Genomic DNA, 23,205 nt, shown 5'->3' on the forward strand with positions numbered 1-23,205 from the left:
ACTATGAGTAGTAGGTACTTAAGAAGGCTGAGAAATTTATCTGTCCTCGTTGGAAGATATTACGTTAGGCATTACGGTTTACGTAAATCATCAAGAATACTTCGTGTTCTCCTTGGTCATTTACCTGAAGATGCGCATGTACCTATCGATAATTTGACTAGGAATTACTTATTCGTGACTATGGGTATGATAATTACTAAAGATCTAATTAGAGCAATTAATGATGCAATACATGATTACATTAGATATAGGGAGTTTAAAGTTGTTTTTGATAATCAGACATGGGGTGCCCTTGATGTAACACGTACAGTAATAACATATCCCAGCGGACTTTATGCATTTATGACATACCTACCAACAAGTAAATCACCAGAATACTTATTACTTAGGGAAATAGCCTCTCGAGCATTAATAAACACAAGACATATAATTAATTGGGTTGAAGATATAATACGTAATAGCGATCAAGAGAATAAAGTTATTCATGAATTAAGATATGAGACTAATAACTTAAAGAAGATGGTTGCAAGGCTAAAGCGAAAAATAAATAAGCTACCAGCATCGACCATTAAGTATGCTCATCGAGATATAATAACCGAGATTGAAAGATTGGCACCTTATGCACCTGCATGGTTATTAGATGCCTATGACGCATACTTATTAAGTCGTTTCTTAGGCAGGAAAGTTTATGTTACAACCAGGCGCAAAGTTGGTACTCATGATTTAATAATGCTCGGTTGGAGACTTTATGAAATATTCATATATATGCTTATACTAGAAATATTTGAAAGCGTGGGTTATAAAATCGAATCGAAAAAGTCGAGAATATTGAGGTTATCTAAAAATGAGAAGATAATCAATATAGTATTTAATAGACCATTAAGTAATTCTATAATTATGTCTGCAGATTCTAGTAAAGATTTAGCTAAAAGAGTAAGAGGTAGACCTGATGTCTCAATTGTAGGAAATGAACATACAATAGTAATTGAATGCAAATTCTCAGAAACACCTACATATATAACCGCTGGTAGGTATAAGGTCATGGCTTACATGTACGAATATAATGCCGACCTAGGAATTTTGGTGCTTCCAGGGTTAAATATAAAGATCGTATATGATGAAGAGGATAAGGCAACGGCAAAACTTTGGAGTATAATTAAAAAATATGGTTATGCAAAAATCTCATTAAACAATAATAAAAATATATATTTAGTAAGGATTGACCCAGGAGAATTCGATGACATTCATAATGTATTAAAAACAGCCAAAGAGAGATTATTTAGCATTCTTAACGATATAATTTAGCCCTAAATTAATTTAGATAATAATGTTTAGAACTTAAGGGAAGTAAGTCAATATTTTAATTGAGCTACTATTAAAGGTTCTTGTCTAGAATGAAAGTGATAAGAATTTATTAAAGAAAGATTAATGAATAATGCATTAAGAAAAATAAGGTAACTATTTAAGTATTTCTATTTTTCTTTCCATTTGTTTATTAGTTCGTTTATTTTCTTTGCCATTTCTATGTCGAGTTGCGTTATTCCTCCTTCGTCGTGCGTTGTTAGTCTTAGTGTTAGGTGTTTCCAGGTTATGATCATGTCTGGGTGGTGTTCCTCCGCCTCGGCTATTTGGGCTAGTTCGTTTATGAATCCTATGCAGTCCATGAATGTTTTGAATTCTATTTCTCTTGTTAGGTAGTTGTCTTCTAGTTTCCATCCTTCCGGTATTGATTTCATTATTTTTCTTTGGTGAGTGTTGGCATTGTTGTTTTGTTTGTTTTCTCTATATAAATCGTTGTTTTTGTTTGATTTGTTTTAGTAGTGGGTTTTGTGGTGTTATTTATGGATGGTTATTTTGTTCGTGGTTTCTTGTTGGTTGTTGTGATTGGTGTTAATCGCTATTGCAAGCGGATTCCTTGATTATTTTGTTAAATAGTTCGTAGTCTTTGATGGCCATTTCCATGAGTTCGCCGTTTAGGATTTTTCTTGATGTTTGCATTTCGTGAATTCTGTATTTTGTTAGGATGATTGGTTCATGAAGTACGATAAAGCATTGGCTAAGTATGAGTATGAAGAGTATTGCGTCTGAGTATAGGTTAACGCTTTCAATTATGTCGAGTCTCTTAATTAATGGATCTCGTAGTGCTAATAGGCTTGATGTATTGTAGAATAGTTGCCAATAATCGGCATGTAGCCATTCATTGATGTCTAGGCGTATGTACTTATTGGTATTGTCCTTGGTGATGATTTTCTTATTAAGGATCACTGAGCAATAGTAGGTGGGTAGTTCGTTGCAGTGGATTTCGTTGCCATTGATGTCGATGAATTGAAATAGATTGTGGTAAAGACCTAGATCGGTGGTGTTTTTGAATACCTTCTCTATATGGCTAAGTTTGTTTTGTAGCCATTCATCATCGTCGTCGAGGAATGCGATAATGTCGCCGCTTGATTCCTTAATGCCTCTGGCCCACATGGGGCCTACCTTATTGCTTGTATGGTGAATTACAAAGCCGTATGGGTTGACTAGTTCCTTAATCTCGTTATTAGTGTATGACGAGACGATAATTAGTTCGTCAGGCTTCCTGGATTGATTTATTACTGAGGAAATGGCTTGCTTTAGTAGTGGTGCTCTTGCTCTTGTGGTGCTGATGATTATGGTCGTTATTTTCACGCTAATTATTCCGTTTATACCTAATTTAATACTTCCAGTTATGTTGATAATCCATAAAAATATCCCTAACCTGGATTTTAGTACGTGACATTGTCATTTCCCCAGGACTTTAGGTTTGGTTGGTCTCAGGCTGGTTTTCAGCATGAGATGGGTATTCCTGGAGATGAGGATCCTAATAGTGATTGGTGGGTTTGGGTTCATGATAGGGATAATATAGCGTCAGGGCTCGTTAGTGGTGACTTGCCTGAGAACGGCCCTGGCTATTGGAGTCTATACAGGGTTTTCCACGATAATGCCGTTAGGATGGGTCTTGATATTGCGAGGATTAATGTTGAGTGGTCCAGGGTATTCCCAAAACCAATGCCCGAGCCGCCTAGTGGTAATGTTGAGGTTGTTGGTGATAATGTCATTAAGGTTGATGTTGATGAGCGTGACCTAAGGAGACTCGATGAGGCTGCCAATAAGGCTGCTGTTGAGCATTATAGGGTGATGTTTAATGATTTGAAGAATAGGAATATTTTCTTCATACTCAACCTGTATCACTGGCCGTTGCCACTATGGATTCATGACCCGATTAGGGTTAGGCGTGGTGACCTTTCTGGGCCCACTGGTTGGCTTGATGTTAAAACTGTCATTAACTTCGCTAGGTTTGCTGCGTATGTGGCTTGGAGGTTTGATGACTTGGTCGATATGTACTCCACAATGAATGAGCCCAATGTGGTTGCCTACGCCGGTTACGCCAATGTTAAGAGCGGTTTCCCACCGGGCTACCTAAACCCTGGCCTTGCCAGGAGGGCGTTGATTAACCTGATTCAGGCCCATGCCAGGGCTTATGATGCGATTAAGGCCATTAGTAGGAAACCGGTCGGCATTATCTACGCAAACAACGCCTATACACCACTGACAGAGAAGGATGCTGGGGCCGTCGAGTTGGCGGAGCAGGATGCCAGGTGGTCCTTCTTTGATGCTATAATTCATGGTAATTTATATGGTGAGGTTAGGGATGATCTCAGGGGTAGGCTTGATTGGATTGGTGTTAATTACTATTCAAGGCTTGTGGTTAGGCTAACCGGTGAGAATTCCTACTCCGTAGTTCCAGGCTATGGTCACGCCTGCGAAAGGAATTCTGTGAGTCCCGATAACAAGCCATGCAGCGACTTTGGCTGGGAATTCTATCCCGAGGGACTTTATGACGTTTTAATGAAGTACTGGAGGCGTTATCGCTTGCCTATGTATGTTACGGAGAATGGAATAGCCGATGCGGCCGATTACCTAAGGCCTTACTATCTCGTTAGTCACGTATACCAGGTACATAGGGCGTTGGGCGATGGTGCTGACGTTAGGGGTTACCTGCATTGGTCGTTAACGGATAATTACGAGTGGGCCTCAGGCTTTAGCATGAGGTTTGGCCTGCTCTACGTTGATTATTCCAGCAAGAAGCAGTACTGGAGACCATCGGCCTATATCTATAGGGAGATAGCGATGAATAAGGCGATTCCTGATGAGTTAATGCACTTGAATGCAGTACCACCCATAAGGCCGTTAAGGAGGTAACGCCTACAATAGCATTATCACATTTATACCTAACATTCTCGCAATCTCTCCCTGCTTAACATTAAGCGTTAAAAGGGGGTAGCCCTTTACTCATTGCAAGCGCTATATGGAGCGAGTCGTAAATTGGTAATTTATTATCAATTGCTATCATGAACGCCCTATCAACATACTTCTCCTCAGGCTCTAAAACGACATTCTTACCAATTAAGGACATTAGTATATCACGAAGTTTAAACGCGTACTCCCTGCTAACAATCCCTTTGACCTGAGCCTTCCATATAGCGTTCATAACCTCCTTAACGATATGATCGATAGAGATGGAATTAGTGACGTACGTAATTAATGATTGCCAACCAGGTTCCTTAAGTATGAAGGCTGTTAGTGCCGATGTGTCAATTACTATCACGGTCCTCCCTCACTGAGTTTGCTGAAAAGCCCTTAGGTGCACTTATTGGTATTTTCTCAAGCTCCTCAACGACACGCTTAATATTCTCCTCAGCCTCCAACTCCCTAATCCTCTCCTCAACAAACCTCCCTAATTCCTCAGCCCAATTAACCCTATCCCTATACCTCTCCATCTTCTCCTTAACCTCCTTCCTAACCTTAAAGCTAACGACGCTAGACATTGAGATCGCTTAGGTACGCCATTAACAAAACCTTTGGTATACCATTATGAAATACCTTCAATTACCTTAACACTACGATGAGAAACGCAGTGTCATAAAGTCAATTAAATACTTCGTGAGTTAGCTTTTTAATCATTATAGATATCGGTTTTCGTGCTCAGGAATATCGGCAGCGTTAGACTTAGTTCCGAGGCATGGAGATACTTAGCTGTCCTCGCCTCAATATCTATAATTGCTATGTACGTTGAGATGGTTGTCACGCCATCCTTACCAACAATTGAAAAGCAATATGGCGTGACAAAGTCTGAGGTTCCATGGGCCCTCTCCTCAGAAACCCTTATTGACTTAACCCCACCCCTTAATTAGGGCTGCTTGATCGCCCATAGGATCGGCACCAAGTCTCTATCTGCCTTAAATCCGCACTTTGAACAGATCATTATCCTTCCAGGTAGCTGGGTTAATTCACTGCCACATATTGGGCATGTTGTGCTTGGTAGGCGTTTGAACTCGTAGGGAATACCGTACCACCTCAGCTGGTTAGTCAGTAATTTTACGAACCTCCTTAAATAGAGCATGTACACTTTAGCTAATCCATTTAACGGCTTCTCCTCCATCAATTCACGCCTAGATTCCTCAATTATGTCGTCAATAATTACCTTAGCCCTAAGATTAAGGGCCTGCTTAACGAGTATGCTTACGGCCTTCTGAGCATAGTCCCTCAGGTAGGCGTATAGCCTACGCTTAGTAGCCTTGATTTCGCGCCAAAGCCTCCTACCGTATGGCGTTTTATGAAGGCCGAGCCTCCTCAAGGCGCCGTACTTTCGCTCAAGCTTGGTGACGTGGTTGTACAGTCTCTCAAGGTTCCTTGTCGAATCCTTAACAATTGCATAAACAATGCCGTTTTTCCAGGAATTCACGTCAATGACAAGCCTATAATTGCTCGGCGTGATTTGCTCGGCATCACGCTCGAAAGTTATGGCTATGAATAAATGCTCATCATCGACCCAGGCCCTGGCTAGTTTAGGCTTGCCACCCTCGCTAAGTCTATCACGAATATACTTAGCCTCACTTTCCGTGAGGCTGATAACAATGGCCCTCCTCTTAATAACCCACCTAAGCCTTAGGGCATTCCTGGTCAAGTCAATGAAGACGCCTTGACCCATATCACGCTCGTTATCGAGCCTAACGCCGACATTGAATATTGCATGAACCCTAGCCAACCACCTCTTAACATTAACAAGCCTTAACTCACTCTTAAAGTAATTGAATTTATCCGCAAACCTCGAGTCTAGGCCTATCGGCCATACCTCAAACCCCCTTGCCCATAGGTTGCCCAATGCGTCAGCCCTGGTAAGGACTTTAACCAATGCCTCACGCTCCTCATTGGTGAATGTCCTTAATGGCCTCTTGATTAGTAGTGTACGGTGTGCCAGCATTCAATCACCTATCCTGCACTCCTCTGGCGTGTAGATGACTATACACACCCTCCTCCCACTATACTTCTCCAACTCGGGCACGTTGCCCAGGTAAATCCCCATCCACCTGTACCTCCCCTCCTTCGAACTCCTAACCTCAACAGTCCCCCTCAAAACCAGAGGCATATAACCCATTTAACAGACTGCTTTATAAAGTTTTCTACAGAGAAAGGTTTATAGATTGTTGAAAAAGCCAAAACAGAGCCAGCCGGTTACCTGACCAGTGATGGGCCGGCTGGCCCCCAGCCCCGTGGGAAACTGACCACTGATGCCCCCAAGGATGGGACAATGCCGACAGGAGCCGAGGAGTGAGGAGGGTCATTAGGATGCAGGGAAACGGGGCATCTCGTAGATTTGCTGATGGACATTAAGGGGATTAGGGACAGGATTCTCAATAACATGGACTATTACCTGGGCAGGATTAGAGACGTGGTGCTTAGGCTTGACCCAAGTGCTGAGTTAATGCTCATTGGTAGCTACGTGTGCGGTGACTTCAGGTCGGATAGTGATGCTGATGTTCTGATAATATCAGATGCCTATGGTGATGACCCTCATAAATACGTGGAATTAGTCATGAGCATTATTAGGGAGGTTGGTGAGGACGTGCTCATGGTACTCGAGTTCCACGTGGTTAGTAGGAGGACGTATAATGAGTGGTACAGTGAATTTATAGACGTTTATAAGGTCATTTAATACCCAGGTAATCGCATGTATGAATTTCGAGCCCTAAATTATCCTTGAGTACGTTAATGAGTTCGTTGCCAGTACCGTGAGGGAGTACCAGGGAGAACACCCTATCTCCATACTTAATCCTGAACTTATCATAATACAAATATACAAATGGGTCAGGGACATTCAACCCTGCAATACAAACAATGGCATCATTAAGTGGTATATCCAACTCCTCCCTCGATGCAGTCCTAATGTGGATATGGTCATTAAAGACGAGAATATCCCTAACCTCATTCCTCCTAGTCCTACTCGCCCTCCTAATATCCCTCACTCTACCCTTCATGATTAGAACATATGGTATGAATAGGATTAGGAACGCTATGAACAATCCAAGAACATCACTAGAGCCCTTAATAAACTCCCAAATAACTACCGATATCATGAATAAATTGATAATTGAATAGGCAATAAACCAGGACTTTATTGACCTGACTGATGTAACGAAGGCATTTGGAAAGCCCCATAAAGCCCCACTATTCCTCACAAACTCCTCCCTCTTCACCTCTGCCCTATGCCCACGATAACTCCATGTTAAACTCCCAATCCCCGGAGCTAGGAATATCCATGAGTATTTATAAATTAACGTGTAATTCCTGTATAGGAAGCCAAGGAGCATGATTAGGAGCCCAATGAGGACCAAAAACAATCCCAGTGCGAAGAGCGTTCGTGGTCTCCCACCACCGGGGGCTGGTCCTATTACAATCGCGCTCATGTTCATCATCCCTAGCAGGCTAGGCCAGGTCTCTCAATCCTGCCAAGCTTGCCCATGTCCTTCACAACCCTCCCACCGCACCAGTCAATCCTGGGCTTCCCAAAGTCCGTATTTAGGATTTGATTAAGCCTTCTACATTGCTCAGTATCAATGAGGAGTATGTAATCCTCACCATAATGATTAATCCTAATCCAAACCTTTCCTGGAAAATATAATGATCCCCACTGTGGAGAGTATGATCGCACCGGCGGTGCGTAATCAACTACGCATGGGTTGAATTCTCCAATTGGGATTGTCACTTCCTTATCATTCTTAGTCAAGAACCAGGCGTAATCCCTATATAGGGCAAAATCCTTTATGAACTTGCCCCTCCTCTTAATGTCCCTGTATAAGCTGTAGATTGCCAATATGAAAAACAATCCAAAGAAAAGTTGGAGTCCAATTGTTACTGAGAGTGATGCATTCATTTTTAATGGTAATAGGTAGCCAATGAGGAACCACATTGCAATGATAACTCCAAATGGAAGAATGTACCCAGTTATTTGGCTTTTTTCCTGGATTGGTCGAAGCCTTAGTATGGGCTCACTCATTATTAAATTGAAAGTAAAACAGGTATTTAAACGTATCTGTTCAATTTCTAATAAAACAACCCATAGATCATATACATTATTCAAGAACGTCTATGCTCATATTATCCTCATACGATATTATGGTTATCAACTCCAAATCCTCATTACCAATATTCATTATTGAATGTGGCGTGTTCGGTTTTACGAATATGCACATGCCAGGCTTAACATCAATTGTGTTATTTTCTACGGTCATTTTCCCAATCCCCTTTAATATTATGAACGTTTCTGCATAGGCATGCTTATGTAGTGGTGCCCTACCACCCGGCTTAACCACTTGTCTCCTTACTGCGTATTTTGAACCATCGTCCTTGCCCACAAGCCATTGGGTGCGCACGCCCACAGCGCCCTTAATACTTAATGGTTCCTCACGTACCTTAGTTATGTCATTAATTACCTTGTAATTTGGCATGAAAACCTTAATTCACGCATACTTATACGTATTTCGCGCGCATAACCACATAATCTCATGATTTAACCTTTACCAACCTACTAGTCTCCTCCACAATTCTCTGAACATAAGGCAACCTGGCCATTATATCTTCAGCGTCGAATTTCGCTTCATGAAAACCCCAGACATGTAACGCCCACGCCCTATCCCAAGCTTCCCCAAACCAATTGCCAAGCCTCTTCGATACTTCCAATACGGTTTTCTCGAGCTCCGTCACTGTCCACCTACCTTTCTCACTGACTCTTACAAGTATGTCCTTTAAATCGTAGTATTGAGCTAAGGCCTTCACACACTCCTCAGCAGCCTTGTACAATTTCTCACTCGCCTGTACTGGGTCCTTATTAACTAGTTCCTTACCCAAGTATTTATTTGCGAGATTTACCCTGGCTTCAATTACCACATCTGGGTCCAGATTTGCTGTTCTCACTAATGCATCGAGAATCACGTCTTCAGGATCAAGATCTTTCTTCCTGAGTTCCTCGATGAGTACGCTTGGTATTATGATCATCTCTTCACTCATTCTACCTTATGACATGTTCAGGGAAAATATATACCTTCGCACTCATTATTAATCCATGAGAAATACTTAAAACTGGGTATGATTATCAAGGTCCCGTGAATTTCGGGATCTTCTTCGCAGCATTTGGCATAAGTCTGCTGGAGCTTTCGGAGGCTGGTGCCGTCACGGCAATCTATCAGGGGATTTACAGGGGGTTCAAGCCAGTGCTTTATGCAATAGCTGGGGTCCTCCTAGTCCTAGTACCAACATTTACAGTTGGTCGTTACATTATCTACCTACCCCTCGACTACGTGTTGGCCGTATCCGCAGCAATACTATTCTACTTCGGCTATAGATTGATAAGGAGCGCGCGTAGATACTTCAGGAGGGTTGGGAAGGGTAAGGGTAGTGAGGAGGAGCGTGGCGACTTGGCGGTGGTTTTCACGGTATCTGCAATAGAGGCCTTTGAGGCTGCCTTGGTGCTCATTGCCTTGATACCAAGGAGTTACTCGTCAGCCCTAATTGGTACGTTGTTAGCGGCCGCAATAGTGGTGGTGCTTACAGCGTTAATTAAGGATCAAATAGCTAGGATTAGGCTGCCGCACCTCAAGTACGTACTCTCAGCCCTACTCTTTAGTCTAGGTACGTTGTGGGCCATGGAGGCCGCGGGACTCGACATAACGGACCTTGTGCTAATCCCTCTCTTCTTTGCGTATCTAGGTGTTAATTATCTAGCCATAAAGGTGTGAAACCGTGTAGTACATAGACACACTAGAATGCCTATTGTGCCTCCCCGAATCCAGGTACTCGGAATCAAGAAATCTAGGGATTAATGACAGGCATTTATACTCGACTTGGGGAGTACATAATGAGGAATGCGAATAGAGGTAGAGCTGCTGTATTTGTTGAGTTCGCATAATTGGATAAGGCATGAATTGAATAGTGAGGCTAGCGCATATACGGCGCTATTTAATAAAGAGCTATGAAGCGAAATGAGGATGCACGACGCATTGTTTCTGAAGGGCTTAGATGGCTTTGAGACGTACCTTGAGCTGGATCCTCCATTAAAAATGCCGTATTTCTATTTAGAGCCAAGTGCCCATTAATAGCGCAGATCCTAAACGTAACTACCAACAGTCCTATAATTGCAACCCTAGTCTACGTCAGAGATAAAAATAGATGTGCCGTTAATTAAGCATTTGCAGCGCATGGACCTTCATTAATCGATCTCCCTTGGTTCTAGGCCCTCCTCAAGTTTACCGTTTATAAACGCGTCCAGTGCATCCTCAATCGGTATTAGACCTCTTCTTGGTGGGTAATAATAAATCCTAATGTTTGCTTCCTTAAGGAATCTAAAGGCTCCAGGACCAACCTCCAGCGCTATTACGGCCTCTGCTCCCTTACTAATTATTAAATCAGCAATTGCACGTCCACGACCACCGCCCTCAATACTCGGAGGAACTGGATTATTCACTACATCTACGATATTGAACTCCTTACCTTTAACCTCAATAAATGCGTATTTAGGTGCCTTACCAAAGTGTGGAGAAAGGTAATACTTACCGTTACTCTCCACAACAGGTATTACAATGATCATAACATTACCCCAATACTATGACCCATTTTAAGTTTTATGTAATACATTGGTCTGTTTTAATTACATTACTATTCAGTACCAAGGTACTTATTGACTATCCTATCCATTACCCTAATTACCTCATTTGTTAAGGCATCATCAGCACCATCGTTAGATCTTAGTATTATCTCGCCATTAGGTTCATCAATACTATAATTGGCTATATACAGAGCGTTAGCAATCCACGTGGCATACTCAATCGCCCTATTTTCACCAAATACCTTTACAGCATCCTCATGAACCACTACTTCGAGTGGCTTAGCCCTTACTGTGATTAATGGCTTACAACTACCCATTCTCTCAAGGCATAACTCAATATGCTTATTTTCGCTTAGGGACCTTAGTACTAGGTTTTGACCGCCAACATTACCGTATGATTTAACCACATGGGCTGTTAAGGCTACTGAGGAGGCTTGCTGAGGAATGCTTAATGTTGCTTGCGACTTCTGCTGCGTCTCCTGAGCTGTTTGTGTAATTACTGGTTGCGTAATTATGCCAAGTGTCGATAACACCTCGTTAAATGCATTAATTACCATATTCATATTCTGACCAACCCACTCTGAGTAGTGCCTCGGCATCTTCTTTATTCTTAATTCAATATCTCCACGCTCAATGGCCTCGTAATCCTCAATACCCAATGCCCTGGCCAGCTTAGCCGCAGCTATCCTGGCGGTATCTACGCCAAAGAGCTCCATGAATTTCCTCGTCACCCTTATCATGGTATTGTAATGACGACAACCAGTACTTAACTCAATAAGTATTTCAGGAACTTTGCCCTGGCTAAGTATTGATAGGTTTATGAAACACGGCAGATTATCAAACCTAACCTCCTCAAGCACTAATTCGTTGTTATTAAACATTCCATAGCTTTTTAGGACTTCGTGACTCATAACCCCTCATTAACCTCCACTAATCTCAAAGCCGCTGGATTGCTCTGAACCACCTTGCTGGGACTGCCCTTTGGATTGTTGCTGTGTCTGAGTCGGCGGCACCATTAATTGCTGTAGGTTTGTTGGCATGCCTGCCGTTGGTAATATGTATATTGGGTAGTATGGTACGCCAAGCATCATATTCGTGGCCGCCGGATCACTCCTCTGAGCCATTATCTCAGATAATCTAGCTCTAATTGCAGTATTTACATCGAGACCAAGGGCCATGAACTGAACAACCCTCCTCATTGTTTCATCCTCCGGCTCAAGCCTAACTATCCTGCACGTTATTAAATGAACACCAACCTCATCAAGGAATGTTCTTAGACTAGCCGTTACAGCATCCGTGACCTTATGCAGATTTGCGTAAACCTCATTGAGAGAGACGAGGTTTAGGACTTGACTAACTGATTGGTCAACGATTGGTGATACGTAGTTCTTGAAATCCTCAACTGTATACTTAAAACCACTGAATTGTACGGAGTTTATGAACTTGACGGGATCGGTAATCATGAAGTAATAAGCCACTTGATATCTCATTGGTACGAGTTCCTTCGTCTGCGTAATTCCCTCGCTTCTTGCCTCGTGCCTTGCCGTACTTGCAAACAGTACCTCGACTTCCCACGGTATGTTACCAGCGTACTGGAATTTGGCAAAGAATTGTGATATTGGGTTAGCGGGCGTTTGAAGGTCATGGGCACCTGGATCAAAGACCCCCTGTATTTGCCCCTGTATCCTAACCACTGCCTTTTGGTTTGAGTAAACAATGAGCCTTGACCTAGTCCTAACATCGACCGAGTGATACTTCACTATCAAGTCATCAGGACCCATCTGATCTATTCCCTTCTCATCTATCGTGGATATTACTTGAGCCCTTATCGACATATTAATACCAATATTGTTAGATTGATTTATAAGGTTTATTTATCAATTGAAAATAATGTCCACACGTGAGACCAGGTATAATGCAGTGGCTGGTGTTGGTTACGCATTCTTCGTATCGGTGGTCACCCTAGTACTCGAGGCCGTAGCCAACATATTTTACCCAACGCCGCTTGTCCTCAGCCCAATATGGGCATTAATTAGGGGTTACTTGCTATCCTTCATACTAATACTGATTCTTTATGGATTGCTCATACTATTTACTAAGCCGTATAGGTCTGAGGAGATGATGAGTTATAACATATACTTTAGGCCTGCCCAGAGGACTGTTATTTATGTCATAATAGCTGTTGCGATACTAGGTATATTATTTGATGTATATCCAGGGCCACTCTGGAGTAGGACTAAGATTGGCATATTCATCGCCGTTAACATACTCGCCGGTGTAATAGGTGGTTACTTGGCTGCTAGGTTTGGTTGAGGCAATTAATTATTTTCAATGAAGAGTAGGATTTATTAATGATTAATTATTTATTAGTAATTGAATGATAATAAACATTAGGCTTTATATGATTGAAGACAGAGATGATAAGTACCTGGAAATAATTAAGGAGGTGATTAAGGAAGCCACTAACGAATTAAGACTAGGTAAAAATGCTATTAGGTTTGTTACCATTAAGATAAGTAGAGATTACCTGGACATAATAATCAGCATGCTATTGGGTGGTGAGGGACCCGCCGAATTTATGCCAATAATTAATGAATTAAGGGAATATAACGTATTTGATTTACCTGCATTAATTATTAATGGTAGAAAGATAATCGAAGGAAGGAGACTAAGCCCTACTGAGGTAAGACACATTATCCTAAGGAAGATCAGTGAGCTATTACATGAATAATTAATCTTGGTAAAAGTTCATAATTAATGATTCACTTAAATCAAGATAAATGATAAAATTTAAAAGACAGCAAATATTTTGACAAATATGCTAAGCTCTGGGAATGAACAGAGCGGGCAAAGTGTTGGCTTACGTAAAGAGTTAAGTCTACTTGAGTTAACGATAATAGGTCTTGTTGGTGCTGTTGGTACTGGTATCCTGTTCTCTGCGCCCCAGATGATGGTTATGAGCGGACCAGCTGTAATTCTTGAGTGGATACTTGGTGGTATTTTCTACTTCATAATTAGTTTAACGTACATGGAAATGGGCACGTTATACCCAGAGGCTGGTGGCCCTGCCCGCTATGCCTACTACACACATGGGCCTGTAACAAACCTGTTGAATGCCTGGGCTAGTATGGTTTGGTACCTATTCATACCACCGGCTGAGGCCATAGCAGTGGTTTACGGAATAAATTATTTCACGCATAATCTATTAACGCCAAGTGGTATCCCTACATGGCTTGGCGCCGGTGTTGCTGCCTTGCTTATTCTTCTTATGGTACCGTTTAATTACTTTGGTGTTAAATTCTTCGGTCAATCAACGACAGGCATCGGTATAATAAAGTTAATACTATACCTGATAATTCCTGTTGGGCTCCTTGCTGCTGTGTTCATACCACAGAACGTATCTAGCTTACCTGGTGGTTTTGTACCTTACGGATGGGCTGCAGTATTCTCTGCAATACCCCTCGGTATGTTTGCCTTCGGTGGTACTAGAGTTATACCCGATTATGCCGAAGAAATGAAGAATCCGCAGAGGGATATACCAATTGCCATCCTACTTGTGGTTATTGGACAAACATTGATATACGTGTTGTTTGCCGCTACGTACGTATTATCAATTAAGTGGAGTGCGTTTAATGTAAAGCCTGGTGATTGGGCTGACCTAACATCAATCACATCATCATATAATCCAGTAATGTACATAGCTGGTACATACGGTATTAACTGGTTATTGGCGATAGCTACAATAGTTGGTATTATTGGTCCCTTCGTGGTCGGCTATATCTATCTCGGTGGTGGAACAAGGGTCTTCTTCTCGATGTATAGGTCTAAATATGTTAGCCAAAGGGTTGGTGAGATCCATGAGAAGTACGCAATACCTTATTGGGCATTGATAATCTTTGGTATTGTAGGGTTAGTACTAGCTCTTCTCTCACCAATACCGACTGTCTATACAATAATTGAGGAGGCTGTTGTGGCTGGATACCTAGGCTTCTCGGTAGTGCCGGTGTCATTGGTGGTTTCGAGAAGGCAGGGATTAAGTGGAACATACAAGGTGCCTGCAGCGGCCGTTATTGGCGCACTCGCCTTCATATTTGCTACTTGGATTGTTTATTGGAGTGGTTGGCCTGCAACACCATATGGTGTTTTGCTCGTGTTTGTTTTATCGATTATTTTCGCAGCCATTTATAAGGTTAGGGGTGCCTTTAGAAATTCCACTTGGTACATTGTTTATATGCTCGCCATGGTCCTAATGACGTACATCGGCCAAACAGCAGGAGGACCAGTGCCAATACTTAAGTTCCCGTGGGACATGGTAACGGTCACCATACTAGCCATAGCCTTCTACACATGGGGAGTATTCTCAGGACTACCAAAACCATACGAAGCACAACCAACGAAATCGTAAAAAGCCACCTGAGGGTATAGCATTTTAAAATAACCGTGAATTACTAATGCAGTATGTCTGGTGCAACGCCAATTGGCAGTAATTGGGTACTGTCTAGCTTGAATGTTGTTCCTGAGTTTAGGGTTGATGAGGGAAAGGTAATTGTTAGGTTAACAGGTTGTGTTGAGGAACCTATTGTTAAGATGGTGTGTCACACTGTCAATATTGAGTTATCACTAAAGACAAAACCGGAGGATGTTAGGGAAATACTTAGGAAGGCTTATTACGAATTACTTGAGACCTTGGATACGAAGATTAAGGCAGCCAGAATTCTAACCCATTTGTATAGGGAGTTGCTTGGTTCATGTAAGGATGTTATTGGGATTGAATGCTAACCCATCCCTAGTTAGCTAGGCTAGTGTTTATAAAATTGAGCATAAATTAATAATTAATGTCTTCAGACAATGCTAAACCGCCTATTTCTGAGTCGCCACTCAGCCCATTGGAGAGACTCCAATTACTAGTGCCGGGTTTCAGAGGCTATAAGGTTAAGGACTTGATTAGGCAGGACGATTTCCTCGTTAGGAAGACCGCAGCTTCAATGCTTGAGGAGGCTCTTGGCTTTATTGAAAGGATTGAGGAAGAGATAGCCCGTAATAACCCCTTTGATTCATTGATACAGCAATACGAGACCGTGCTCAGTGACTTAAGGAGTTTAATTGCTGAGGTTTGGGGATCACCAACAGGCGATGCTGGAATGCATGATAGGTTTAAGGTATTTCCCGAGAACCTGGAGAAGCTTGTTGAGTATGATCTAAAGCTTGTCGATACGTCCAAGACAATACTCGACTTAGCTAAGGCTAGGGCTAACCCACAGGTTATTGATTCAATGATTAGGGATGTCAGGACATACGTCATTGAGAGACAGAAATTACTAATACCCGAGAAGCTTAGCGAGAAGGGTAATCATTAATTTCAAAGGTAATTACTCATTGATATCCTGCATTCATTATCTAATTCATTAATTGATGCTTTACTCATTAATTTCCCAATAATTCTCTTCTTCAGATTATTAGCCATATTATGCGAGTGTAGTATTGGTATTGGCATCTGTGAACCAACACATAGTCTCTTAACGAGATCAACGGCACTCCTCAGTGATAAACCATAACCAACACTAACATAGGTTGGCTTACTTGGCGCGCATTGTATTGCCCAACCAATAACCTCGTCAGTACTTATATCAAGTATCGGGCCCTCAACTCTATCCACCCTACCATACAATAACGACTTAGCGACACCAATAGTTGGTATGTGCATACATACACCGAAGTGGCTAGCAATACCGAGTCTATACGGGTGTGCTCTGCCATGACCATCAATGAGGATTACCTGGGACTTAGTCCTTAACCTAAGGTATGCATTTACCACAGGCTTCAACTCCCTGAAGGAGAGTAGGGTTGGTACATAGGGAAAGTATATTGGACCAATCCAACAACTCCACTCAATAATCAACGACTTACTTATGGAATACGTACTAGCTACTGAAACTCCAATTTCCGTACTTCCGCGGTTAATATATGCAACATCAATACCTGTTACTAAGTCAACACTATCAATACTGATTAAATCATCCTCAATAACCCTACCAGCCAACGCTGTCTGTATCTTTCTAGCAATCTCAAGATGAAATCCCTTAGGCACCTTGGACCTCACGTAGCCTTCACTAGGTCCTCTCGATATTCTCATAGTAACCTCCTTAATCTGTTAATATCTATGGAGAATGCCTTGAAACCCAACCTCCTAAGCTCAAGTGCACCCCACCTACTGCTCAAACCCTTACTGCAGTATAGTACGTACAACCTGTCCCTACCCAGTGATTCTACCGTACTTACTAACTTATCAACACTGGCATTTATAGCACCTGGGTAATGCCACGTCTCGTACTCACTCCTGCTCCTTAGGTCAATGACCACGGCGTTCTCGGGCACGTGATTAATCTCCACATCGCTAGTACTCATCATTAACTCATTAATGACCTTCTTAGCCGAACTAACTCTCAACACCACAGCACCACTCACCAGGTTATTAATGAGACCTTGATCAAGCTTTCTCAACTCATTATTTAACTCATCGACTGTAACCTTTGTCCTGGGCTTCTCTGAGAATATGGCGCAGAACTCCTCAGTCCTCATGGACTCCTCATAAGTCCCTATCCTCCTCGCGTAATTCATTATGTCATCCTTATCAAGTCCGATTAATGGCCTATATACAGGTAAGTCAATGCCATGCTCAATAGCCATTAGATTATGGAGAGTCTGTGATGATACCTGCCCCAGGGACTCACCGGTCACGAGACCTAGCGCACCTATCGACTTAGCAATCTTAGACGCAATCTCATAGAGTATCCTCTTAAACAATACACTCCATATGTGTGGATTTGCCTTAGCCCTAAACTCGCTAATTAATGACGAGCAATCAATTATGAAGAGCCTCGGATCATAACCAATGGACCACCTACTAAATAATGCATGTGAAACCCTGAGAAAATTAATCACATCAATTGGATAGGCCAATGAGCAGAATAATGCGTTGACATAGGAACCCCTCCTCATCATGAACCAGGCAGCCACGGGTGAATCAAAACCACCAGATATTAACGCCAGTAACTTACCCTCAGAGCCAAGCGGTAAACCACCAGGGCCATTAATCACCTCAGTGAAGAGGTATGCCTTGTCATTCCTAATTTCGATAAATAATTCAATATTCGGACTCTTAAGATCAACACCGGCACTAAACGGTTTCAAGGCAGCACCAATGGCCTTAGCCACATCCATTGAGTTGAAGTTATGTGAACCAACCCTATGAACCCTAACAGCAAATCTCCTACCCCTAATCAATTCGCTCCACTCCTTAACGGTGGCATTAACAATATCATTTAATTCCTTAAATTCATAAGCCTTAACTGGAGATAATGACCTAACACCAAAAACTCTACTAATTACGTCAATACTATCCTTAATCTTATCATCGGGAACCTCAACAAACAACCTACCCTGAGACCTAGTGACCCTGGCATCAATACTAATACTCCTCAATCCACTAAGTATGTGATGCATGAGTAATCTCTCCATTAACGACCTAGTGCCGGACCTCTTAATCGCAACTTCACCATACCTAACCAGTATTAATGCCATACAACAACTAACAATTATGAGTAGGCATTATGAAATAAAAATCTACCTCATCATTAATCAATGACCTCCAATACCTTAATCCTTCAATATAATTACTACTTACGTTGCAAATCATCAATAACATAAAACGGTTGATGAAAGACGATGGGCCTTTAGGGTAAGGGAATCAGCAAAGACCAATTTCATCAACCCTCAGTCCCGTGGAGGCACATCACTAAGTAAGTTGTATGAAGGTGGTTCTTAAGTCTTCATGAAAAAGGAACTCTGATAATCATTACGAAAACCAAAAGGGCTAAATTCCTTAGGTAATGTATTTACCCAGCCCCGCTGGCGTGGGCCGACCGAGTTGGGATTAACCCACCGATGAGGCTGTGCTCCTCCAACGCGGGGCACATTTGGTTTTATAACCGTAACGGCTGTAGTGGTATTGTTTCCTCGGTTGAGCCATTACCCGTTATTGTCAGTATGTCAATGCCATCCCCAGAGACTGGGTCCCTGGATATACTTTGGTTTATTGCCTTAATGGCTAAATCCCTGGCCTCCTTAATACTCATTCCTGGCTTATAATTACTCTCGAGTATTGCGATTGCCAGTTTTGTCCCTGTGCCAACGGCTGCATAGTCATCCTCAATCAATGAACCAAGCGCATCCATTATGAAGAGGTGTGGCCCCTCATCATCGATACCACCAACGAGAACCTCCACGAAGTATGGTAATATCCTATTAGAGAATAGTACGTATGATAAGAGTTTAGCCGCAGATCTAATGCTGGGTCTTGTCTTTGTGTCTAGGGAATAGAGCGACATGTACGCCTTAGCTATCTTAGTGAGCACTTGCATATCAGCCAGTATTCCTATTGAGGCCATGCCAATATTGTCATTAACCTTAAACACCTTCTTACCAGACCTACTGAACATCGTGAATCCATAGGCAACCCTCTTCTCGGCAGCCAGCACAACGCCGTCACTTGCCTTAATCCCAACCGCAGTTCCCGTTATTAATTCCTCAATTGATGACATCAAAACAATTATTGGGCGTTCCCTTTAAAAAGTTATACCTAGTGGCATTTACTGTGAGCACACTCGTTAGGGATGAGGATGACATTCACGTGGAGTGCGATATGGACTATAGTAAGTACGTGATTAATGGGATTAACTACGTACCATGCATAATAAGGGTTAACGAACTTAGTAAAATCATGGATGTACTAATGAATTATGTAAAGGGCGACCACGTACTTAACCAATTAATGATCAGGGTTGTTAATGATAATGAGTTAAGGATTGATATGCCGATCACGATAATGAATAGCGGTAAGTCCCTTGGTGAGGTAATTAATGAATTAATATACTTAATAATTGGTATTAGGCATTGCCTACATTTCATTGAGGTAAAGCATTAAAGAATTATCGTTATTACATTCATTAATTATTCATGAAACGCGAATTAATAGTTAAGCCAGTAATTGGATTGATAACGTACATAGTCAGCATGTTTGAGTTGATCTATGTTTGGCTACAATTATTTAATGGGGGTGGTTATTACTACGGGCTTGGGGAGTTGATCCTGAAGTCACTGGGATTATTGAGTATTGACGCTAAAGACCTTGGTCAAAGCCTATTACTTGGCCCATTAGTAATGAGTGGTTATTTACCGATCTTCATAGCACTCCTCATAGTAATCACAAACTCACTAATCGCAATTTACACGTATAGACTCAGTAGGGCCAGGGGTTTGGAAATGAGCTTCATCCTCCTTCTAGTCCTTGCATCAATAATTAATGCCTCACTCATCAATTTGATGACTAATCTCTGGCTCCCGCAGGTGATATCAACGGCATTAGCCATAGCCATGTACTACCACATTGATAGGGATAATAGGCTTGTTAGCGTCACCCTCTCGGCATTGATGGCATTCCTAAGCCCAGTCACTAATTTGCTCAATGTGCTGGTCCCAATAACCCACTGGTTCATTAAGAGGGAGTTTAATGAATCAAGCCAGTACGTAGCGACCATAGGCCTGGCAGCATTCACCTACTACTGGATAGCCGGCGCCTACGCCATTACCCACCACGTGACTGCGCAGAGAATACTTAACCAACTCATTTACCTACTCTCAACAACCTCCTTCATGCAATTAGCCACCCTGGGCACAGCCATACCAGCCCTAATAACCACCACACTCGGCGGCCTTGGCTATGCCGTGGTGGTCCCCGCAATACTCATAATAACGCTCATAGAGGCGCTTGGTAAGTTGCGTGAACATAAATTAGCCGTTTTAGCGTTATCCATGGCCCTAATAATCACGGTACTGACAACGCCAATATCACCAATGTGGCCTCCATACCAGGGAACCGGCCCCATAAACATCAACTGGGAACCACTGGGTAGGGGTTATGCCCATGTCTATAGCCTCACTTCACTGGCACCCGCAGGCTACATAGAGAGCTCCGTGGTCCCAACGTACTCGCTAATCACCATAAATCCGGGGAGACAGGCCATGGGCTATGTAATACCCGTTAAGCCAATGAACGGTACATACGCGATATGCGGTGATTACCAACTAATCCTTAAGAACTATACAGGTCTTCCAATAATAAATGATTTTGAGAAATCCATAACCCAATTAATGACCAACGCCACGAGTTATATAGAGGATGACTCATTGACCATACCAGGTGGTTTATACCAAAGCGCCATTGAGGTAAGCACCAATGAGTTAGCAATACCTCCCGGCATGTACGTGGTGACCACGGCAATAAGAGTAATACCCATAACGCCCTACGTGAACACATCAATACCCCAGGTTATGTCAACACCATTAACAAGCACGGTACTACCGATAAGCGCAGACTCCGTAATGACCTTCGACCTAAGGCTTAACTTCACGGGAACTATTAATAAGGTAGTTATCTATGGAGTATCGTACTCAGAACAACCAGCAACTCTTTCACTCACAATACTCAGGAATGGGCAGGTAATCGTAAGAACCTCCGATGAAGCCCCATCAATAACGCAGGGAATGAAGCCATACCCAATCAGCTTTAACATAAACGCAAACATCACGCCGGGGACTTACGAACTAAGTATATACACGGACCAGCCACTCCTCATCTATGTTAGTACGGGCACGGGAATGAAAATAATAAGCAATAACTCAACACTTAATTATCCCGGTGAGATCCCCGCGTACTCCATAATATACACAATCACCAAAGCCGTACCTGTGAAATTCACGTGGTTAAGGGTTTCATTAAGCGCCATTAATCAAGTAACCATGATGAACATAACAAGTGGTGGTACCTATGAGTTGAGGGACGTAATTACCGTAACTCATTGGGTCAACTCATCAATAAGTCTCTTAATAACCGTGAATGAGCCGGTACTACTCACGAACATAACCATAGGCCCAATATCAATAAAGCCCCTAGAGCCAACGCACTGTCCAGCACCAATGATCATTAGGGCGCTCGAGGATCCAGGCAGATCATTACTGATAAGCCTAGCCGCATTACCCATAGCAGCGGCGCTACCATTAATGCCAAGCCTAAGGCCTAGACGGAGGATGAGGAAGGCATTACTCATCCTTGGACTAGCCCTAATGCTCCTATTCTACGTAGTGTGGGCCCTGGGCTTCACAAACCTGGCACCACAACTATATAGCCCAGGCGTGTTGAGGATATTCGGTATACTTTTTATAATAGGACTAGTGATTGTGCTGGTGATGTCGTTTATGGTTAAGCGTTTCCCCGCTCACGATGCTTCTAGTGGATTTTAATTGCTTTTATCTCCGTGGGCGGGGTTGGTCCTTGGTTCGGCGTCATTAGCTTCAGCCGAACTTCATGGGGCCCTGTCGAGGCCAACGCCATTGGGCTCCCACCTGTGGATAGGTATTTCAGCCCGATGTTTATGGCTCCAATGACGTCCCTATCTAGGACTAACCCGTTGCCCAGTCTGGTAAGTCTAAGGGCGATTTTGACTACCCTTATTCTCCTGACCCCTCTCACCGCAGTGCGGATCACGGAGGGGTTGAAGGACTTGATGCGGTTGCCGGTGAATGGGTCTGTGCTTGAGGAGTAGGCCTCGGAAACCTCCACAACGTGGATGGGCTTCCCACCCAAGACCCTCACTAGCGTTGCAACGCTCCACTGGTGTATCCTATGCGTTAACCTCTTATTGCCACTCTCATTGATAAGCCTCCTCTTGCCCCTATGGACGTTCCCAACAACCACAACTGCGTTGTTCGCAAGAGCCAACTCCTCAATAATCCTCGCTGTCTTGTAGATAATATCCATCTTCCTCTCCCTCTCCCTCAACTTCCTGAGTGCCTTCCTCACTTCCCTATCCCTGGTCGACCTACCCTTCGTAATCCTCTTCCTCCTCTCAGAGTAGGCAATAACTATCCTACCTAGGTTAGTTTCAATCCTGTAAACATCGCTGAGGCCGCCATCCTTGAATACCGCCAGCGTGACGTTGTTCTCATTAACATCAACAGCAATGACGTTGTTAGGGTTGTAGGTAACCTCGAAGTCCCTCTTGAAAGTAAGGTAGAGCAGCACCCTCTTCCCATCAAGCTTTATCTTGAGTTCATCAGTGAGCCTCCACCCACCGTAGAGGTATCTGTGGAGTTGCCTGTTGCTTCTGTAGTGTATCTTCACCCAC

At 42.7% G+C, this 23,205-nt stretch carries 29 protein-coding genes; 12 read left to right on the forward strand and 17 right to left on the reverse strand.

The window, feature by feature from the left end:
- Positions 1 to 3 precede the first annotated feature (3 nt).
- The gene (locus VMUT_RS00200; RefSeq protein WP_013603419.1) at positions 4 to 1,305 is read left to right on the forward strand and encodes a hypothetical protein; all 1,302 of its coding nucleotides are present in this window, start codon (positions 4 to 6) and stop codon (positions 1,303 to 1,305) included.
- 167 nt (positions 1,306 to 1,472) lie between these two features.
- Here VMUT_RS00200 and VMUT_RS00205 read toward each other — a convergent pair whose 3' ends face one another.
- Entirely contained in the window at positions 1,473 to 1,736 is a 264-nt protein-coding gene (locus VMUT_RS00205) for a 4a-hydroxytetrahydrobiopterin dehydratase (RefSeq protein WP_013603420.1), read from the reverse strand.
- A 154-nt stretch (positions 1,737 to 1,890) separates the two neighbouring features.
- Positions 1,891 to 2,670: a glycosyltransferase gene (locus VMUT_RS00210; protein WP_013603421.1), complete on the reverse strand. Its 780-nt coding sequence runs from the start codon at positions 2,668 to 2,670 to the stop codon at positions 1,891 to 1,893.
- An 84-nt stretch (positions 2,671 to 2,754) separates the two neighbouring features.
- On the opposite strand from VMUT_RS00210, the gene bgaS reads away from it, so the two are divergent.
- Positions 2,755 to 4,224, forward strand: a complete 1,470-nt coding sequence (gene bgaS / locus VMUT_RS00215) for a beta-galactosidase BgaS (RefSeq protein ID WP_013603422.1) — start codon at positions 2,755 to 2,757, stop codon at positions 4,222 to 4,224.
- A 61-nt stretch (positions 4,225 to 4,285) separates the two neighbouring features.
- Here the strand turns inward: bgaS and VMUT_RS00220 are convergent, their stop codons facing one another.
- Both VMUT_RS00220 and vapB read right to left on the reverse strand, forming a co-directional pair.
- Positions 4,286 to 4,630, reverse strand: a complete 345-nt coding sequence (locus VMUT_RS00220; RefSeq protein WP_013603423.1) for a type II toxin-antitoxin system VapC family toxin — start codon at positions 4,628 to 4,630, stop codon at positions 4,286 to 4,288.
- Positions 4,617 to 4,850 (reverse strand): type II toxin-antitoxin system VapB family antitoxin, encoded by a 234-nt coding sequence (vapB, locus tag VMUT_RS00225; protein ID WP_013603424.1) that lies wholly within the window; start codon positions 4,848 to 4,850, stop codon positions 4,617 to 4,619. Before vapB ends, VMUT_RS00220 begins: the two co-directional genes overlap by 14 nt.
- 153 nt (positions 4,851 to 5,003) lie before the next feature.
- On the opposite strand from vapB, the gene VMUT_RS00230 reads away from it, so the two are divergent.
- On the forward strand, positions 5,004 to 5,216 hold the full coding sequence (locus VMUT_RS00230) for a hypothetical protein (RefSeq protein WP_048056766.1): 213 nt from the start codon (positions 5,004 to 5,006) through the stop codon (positions 5,214 to 5,216).
- Here VMUT_RS00230 and VMUT_RS00235 read toward each other — a convergent pair.
- Together VMUT_RS00235 and VMUT_RS12740 are read right to left on the reverse strand one after the other, a co-directional pair.
- Positions 5,213 to 6,286 carry a zinc ribbon domain-containing protein gene (locus VMUT_RS00235; protein WP_013603425.1) on the reverse strand — a complete coding sequence of 358 codons (1,074 nt, stop codon included), beginning with the start codon at positions 6,284 to 6,286 and terminating at the stop codon, positions 5,213 to 5,215. The genes VMUT_RS00230 and VMUT_RS00235 overlap by 4 nt on opposite strands.
- The gene (locus VMUT_RS12740) at positions 6,287 to 6,451 is read right to left on the reverse strand and encodes a hypothetical protein (RefSeq protein ID WP_158304775.1); all 165 of its coding nucleotides are present in this window, start codon (positions 6,449 to 6,451) and stop codon (positions 6,287 to 6,289) included.
- A gap of 234 nt (positions 6,452 to 6,685) precedes the next feature.
- On the opposite strand from VMUT_RS12740, the gene VMUT_RS00240 reads away from it, so the two are divergent.
- Positions 6,686 to 7,018, forward strand: coding sequence for a nucleotidyltransferase domain-containing protein (locus VMUT_RS00240; protein ID WP_013603426.1), 333 nt, complete (start codon positions 6,686 to 6,688; stop codon positions 7,016 to 7,018).
- Here VMUT_RS00240 and VMUT_RS00245 read toward each other — a convergent pair.
- The 4 genes from VMUT_RS00245 to VMUT_RS00260 form a co-directional block, all read right to left on the reverse strand.
- The gene (locus VMUT_RS00245; RefSeq protein ID WP_148224598.1) at positions 7,011 to 7,769 is read right to left on the reverse strand and encodes a hypothetical protein; all 759 of its coding nucleotides are present in this window, start codon (positions 7,767 to 7,769) and stop codon (positions 7,011 to 7,013) included. The two genes, VMUT_RS00240 and VMUT_RS00245, sit on opposite strands and share 8 nt — an antisense overlap.
- A gap of 11 nt (positions 7,770 to 7,780) precedes the next feature.
- On the reverse strand, positions 7,781 to 8,359 hold the full coding sequence (locus VMUT_RS00250) for a hypothetical protein (protein ID WP_048056767.1): 579 nt from the start codon (positions 8,357 to 8,359) through the stop codon (positions 7,781 to 7,783).
- Between the two features lie 76 nt (positions 8,360 to 8,435).
- The gene (locus VMUT_RS00255) at positions 8,436 to 8,810 is read right to left on the reverse strand and encodes a cupin domain-containing protein (RefSeq protein ID WP_013603429.1); all 375 of its coding nucleotides are present in this window, start codon (positions 8,808 to 8,810) and stop codon (positions 8,436 to 8,438) included.
- Between the two features lie 55 nt (positions 8,811 to 8,865).
- Positions 8,866 to 9,369 (reverse strand): PaREP1 family protein, encoded by a 504-nt coding sequence (locus tag VMUT_RS00260; RefSeq protein ID WP_148224599.1) that lies wholly within the window; start codon positions 9,367 to 9,369, stop codon positions 8,866 to 8,868.
- Positions 9,370 to 9,464: 95 nt separating this feature from the next.
- On the opposite strand from VMUT_RS00260, the gene VMUT_RS00265 reads away from it, so the two are divergent.
- Positions 9,465 to 10,097: a membrane protein gene (locus tag VMUT_RS00265; RefSeq protein ID WP_013603431.1), complete on the forward strand. Its 633-nt coding sequence runs from the start codon at positions 9,465 to 9,467 to the stop codon at positions 10,095 to 10,097.
- A gap of 470 nt (positions 10,098 to 10,567) precedes the next feature.
- Here the strand turns inward: VMUT_RS00265 and VMUT_RS00270 are convergent, their stop codons facing one another.
- The 3 genes from VMUT_RS00270 to VMUT_RS00280 all read right to left on the reverse strand — a co-directional run bounded on the left by VMUT_RS00270 (position 10,568) and on the right by VMUT_RS00280 (position 12,798).
- Positions 10,568 to 10,945, reverse strand: coding sequence for a NifB/NifX family molybdenum-iron cluster-binding protein (locus tag VMUT_RS00270; protein WP_013603432.1), 378 nt, complete (start codon positions 10,943 to 10,945; stop codon positions 10,568 to 10,570).
- 68 nt (positions 10,946 to 11,013) lie between these two features.
- The gene (locus VMUT_RS00275) at positions 11,014 to 11,874 is read right to left on the reverse strand and encodes a hypothetical protein (protein WP_148224600.1); all 861 of its coding nucleotides are present in this window, start codon (positions 11,872 to 11,874) and stop codon (positions 11,014 to 11,016) included.
- A gap of 9 nt (positions 11,875 to 11,883) precedes the next feature.
- Positions 11,884 to 12,798: an SPFH domain-containing protein gene (locus VMUT_RS00280; protein ID WP_013603434.1), complete on the reverse strand. Its 915-nt coding sequence runs from the start codon at positions 12,796 to 12,798 to the stop codon at positions 11,884 to 11,886.
- Positions 12,799 to 12,853: 55 nt separating this feature from the next.
- On the opposite strand from VMUT_RS00280, the gene VMUT_RS00285 reads away from it, so the two are divergent.
- The 5 genes from VMUT_RS00285 to VMUT_RS00305 all read left to right on the forward strand — a co-directional run bounded on the left by VMUT_RS00285 (position 12,854) and on the right by VMUT_RS00305 (position 16,320).
- On the forward strand, positions 12,854 to 13,276 hold the full coding sequence (locus VMUT_RS00285; RefSeq protein ID WP_013603435.1) for a hypothetical protein: 423 nt from the start codon (positions 12,854 to 12,856) through the stop codon (positions 13,274 to 13,276).
- Positions 13,277 to 13,340: 64 nt separating this feature from the next.
- A complete protein-coding gene (locus VMUT_RS00290) occupies positions 13,341 to 13,694 on the forward strand; it encodes a thioredoxin domain-containing protein (RefSeq protein ID WP_013603436.1) in 354 nt (117 codons plus the stop codon).
- A gap of 87 nt (positions 13,695 to 13,781) precedes the next feature.
- On the forward strand, positions 13,782 to 15,368 hold the full coding sequence (locus tag VMUT_RS00295) for an APC family permease (RefSeq protein ID WP_013603437.1): 1,587 nt from the start codon (positions 13,782 to 13,784) through the stop codon (positions 15,366 to 15,368).
- A gap of 53 nt (positions 15,369 to 15,421) precedes the next feature.
- The gene (locus VMUT_RS00300; RefSeq protein ID WP_013603438.1) at positions 15,422 to 15,742 is read left to right on the forward strand and encodes a hypothetical protein; all 321 of its coding nucleotides are present in this window, start codon (positions 15,422 to 15,424) and stop codon (positions 15,740 to 15,742) included.
- Between the two features lie 56 nt (positions 15,743 to 15,798).
- Positions 15,799 to 16,320 carry a hypothetical protein gene (locus tag VMUT_RS00305; RefSeq protein ID WP_013603439.1) on the forward strand — a complete coding sequence of 174 codons (522 nt, stop codon included), beginning with the start codon at positions 15,799 to 15,801 and terminating at the stop codon, positions 16,318 to 16,320.
- A 2-nt stretch (positions 16,321 to 16,322) separates the two neighbouring features.
- Here the strand turns inward: VMUT_RS00305 and VMUT_RS00310 are convergent, their stop codons facing one another.
- The 3 genes from VMUT_RS00310 to VMUT_RS00320 form a co-directional block, all read right to left on the reverse strand.
- Complete coding sequence (locus VMUT_RS00310) at positions 16,323 to 17,096, reverse strand: endonuclease V (RefSeq protein WP_013603440.1); 774 nt, start codon at positions 17,094 to 17,096, stop codon at positions 16,323 to 16,325.
- On the reverse strand, positions 17,093 to 18,544 hold the full coding sequence (gene thiI, locus VMUT_RS00315) for a tRNA uracil 4-sulfurtransferase ThiI (RefSeq protein ID WP_013603441.1): 1,452 nt from the start codon (positions 18,542 to 18,544) through the stop codon (positions 17,093 to 17,095). The genes VMUT_RS00310 and thiI overlap by 4 nt, the downstream gene beginning before the upstream one ends.
- A gap of 401 nt (positions 18,545 to 18,945) precedes the next feature.
- Entirely contained in the window at positions 18,946 to 19,563 is a 618-nt protein-coding gene (locus VMUT_RS00320; protein WP_013603442.1) for an Ntn hydrolase family protein, read from the reverse strand.
- Between the two features lie 53 nt (positions 19,564 to 19,616).
- On the opposite strand from VMUT_RS00320, the gene VMUT_RS00325 reads away from it, so the two are divergent.
- On the forward strand, positions 19,617 to 19,946 hold the full coding sequence (locus VMUT_RS00325; protein WP_237699672.1) for a hypothetical protein: 330 nt from the start codon (positions 19,617 to 19,619) through the stop codon (positions 19,944 to 19,946).
- A 32-nt stretch (positions 19,947 to 19,978) separates the two neighbouring features.
- On the forward strand, positions 19,979 to 22,321 hold the full coding sequence (locus tag VMUT_RS00330; protein WP_013603444.1) for a hypothetical protein: 2,343 nt from the start codon (positions 19,979 to 19,981) through the stop codon (positions 22,319 to 22,321).
- Here VMUT_RS00330 and VMUT_RS00335 read toward each other — a convergent pair.
- A complete protein-coding gene (locus VMUT_RS00335) occupies positions 22,308 to 23,201 on the reverse strand; it encodes an IS200/IS605 family accessory protein TnpB-related protein (protein WP_013603445.1) in 894 nt (297 codons plus the stop codon). The genes VMUT_RS00330 and VMUT_RS00335 overlap by 14 nt on opposite strands.
- Positions 23,202 to 23,205: the final 4 nt, after the last annotated feature.

It is taken from the genome of Vulcanisaeta moutnovskia 768-28 (assembly GCF_000190315.1).
GTDB classification, from domain to species: Archaea; Thermoproteota; Thermoprotei; order Thermoproteales; family Thermocladiaceae; genus Vulcanisaeta; species Vulcanisaeta moutnovskia.

Coding starts and splice junctions, on each gene's coding strand:
- VMUT_RS00275 (WP_148224600.1), bottom strand. CDS start 11,874: ATGAGTCACGAAGTCCTAAAAAGCTATGGAATGTTTAATAACAACGAA.
- vapB (WP_013603424.1), bottom strand. CDS start 4,850: ATGTCTAGCGTCGTTAGCTTTAAGGTTAGGAAGGAGGTTAAGGAGAAG.
- VMUT_RS00270 (WP_013603432.1), bottom strand. CDS start 10,945: ATGATCATTGTAATACCTGTTGTGGAGAGTAACGGTAAGTATTACCTT.
- VMUT_RS00330 (WP_013603444.1), top strand. CDS start 19,979: ATGAAACGCGAATTAATAGTTAAGCCAGTAATTGGATTGATAACGTAC.
- VMUT_RS00245 (WP_148224598.1), bottom strand. CDS start 7,769: ATGAGCGCGATTGTAATAGGACCAGCCCCCGGTGGTGGGAGACCACGA.
- VMUT_RS00285 (WP_013603435.1), top strand. CDS start 12,854: ATGTCCACACGTGAGACCAGGTATAATGCAGTGGCTGGTGTTGGTTAC.
- VMUT_RS00300 (WP_013603438.1), top strand. CDS start 15,422: ATGTCTGGTGCAACGCCAATTGGCAGTAATTGGGTACTGTCTAGCTTG.
- VMUT_RS00240 (WP_013603426.1), top strand. CDS start 6,686: ATGGACATTAAGGGGATTAGGGACAGGATTCTCAATAACATGGACTAT.
- VMUT_RS00320 (WP_013603442.1), bottom strand. CDS start 19,563: ATGTCATCAATTGAGGAATTAATAACGGGAACTGCGGTTGGGATTAAG.
- VMUT_RS00255 (WP_013603429.1), bottom strand. CDS start 8,810: ATGCCAAATTACAAGGTAATTAATGACATAACTAAGGTACGTGAGGAA.
- VMUT_RS00200 (WP_013603419.1), top strand. CDS start 4: ATGAGTAGTAGGTACTTAAGAAGGCTGAGAAATTTATCTGTCCTCGTT.
- VMUT_RS00260 (WP_148224599.1), bottom strand. CDS start 9,369: ATGAGTGAAGAGATGATCATAATACCAAGCGTACTCATCGAGGAACTC.
- VMUT_RS00250 (WP_048056767.1), bottom strand. CDS start 8,359: ATGAGTGAGCCCATACTAAGGCTTCGACCAATCCAGGAAAAAAGCCAA.
- VMUT_RS00295 (WP_013603437.1), top strand. CDS start 13,782: ATGCTAAGCTCTGGGAATGAACAGAGCGGGCAAAGTGTTGGCTTACGT.
- VMUT_RS00280 (WP_013603434.1), bottom strand. CDS start 12,798: ATGTCGATAAGGGCTCAAGTAATATCCACGATAGATGAGAAGGGAATA.
- thiI (WP_013603441.1), bottom strand. CDS start 18,544: ATGGCATTAATACTGGTTAGGTATGGTGAAGTTGCGATTAAGAGGTCC.
- VMUT_RS00290 (WP_013603436.1), top strand. CDS start 13,341: ATGATAATAAACATTAGGCTTTATATGATTGAAGACAGAGATGATAAG.
- VMUT_RS00310 (WP_013603440.1), bottom strand. CDS start 17,096: ATGAGAATATCGAGAGGACCTAGTGAAGGCTACGTGAGGTCCAAGGTG.
- VMUT_RS00205 (WP_013603420.1), bottom strand. CDS start 1,736: ATGAAATCAATACCGGAAGGATGGAAACTAGAAGACAACTACCTAACA.
- VMUT_RS00235 (WP_013603425.1), bottom strand. CDS start 6,286: ATGCTGGCACACCGTACACTACTAATCAAGAGGCCATTAAGGACATTC.
- VMUT_RS12740 (WP_158304775.1), bottom strand. CDS start 6,451: ATGCCTCTGGTTTTGAGGGGGACTGTTGAGGTTAGGAGTTCGAAGGAG.
- VMUT_RS00305 (WP_013603439.1), top strand. CDS start 15,799: ATGTCTTCAGACAATGCTAAACCGCCTATTTCTGAGTCGCCACTCAGC.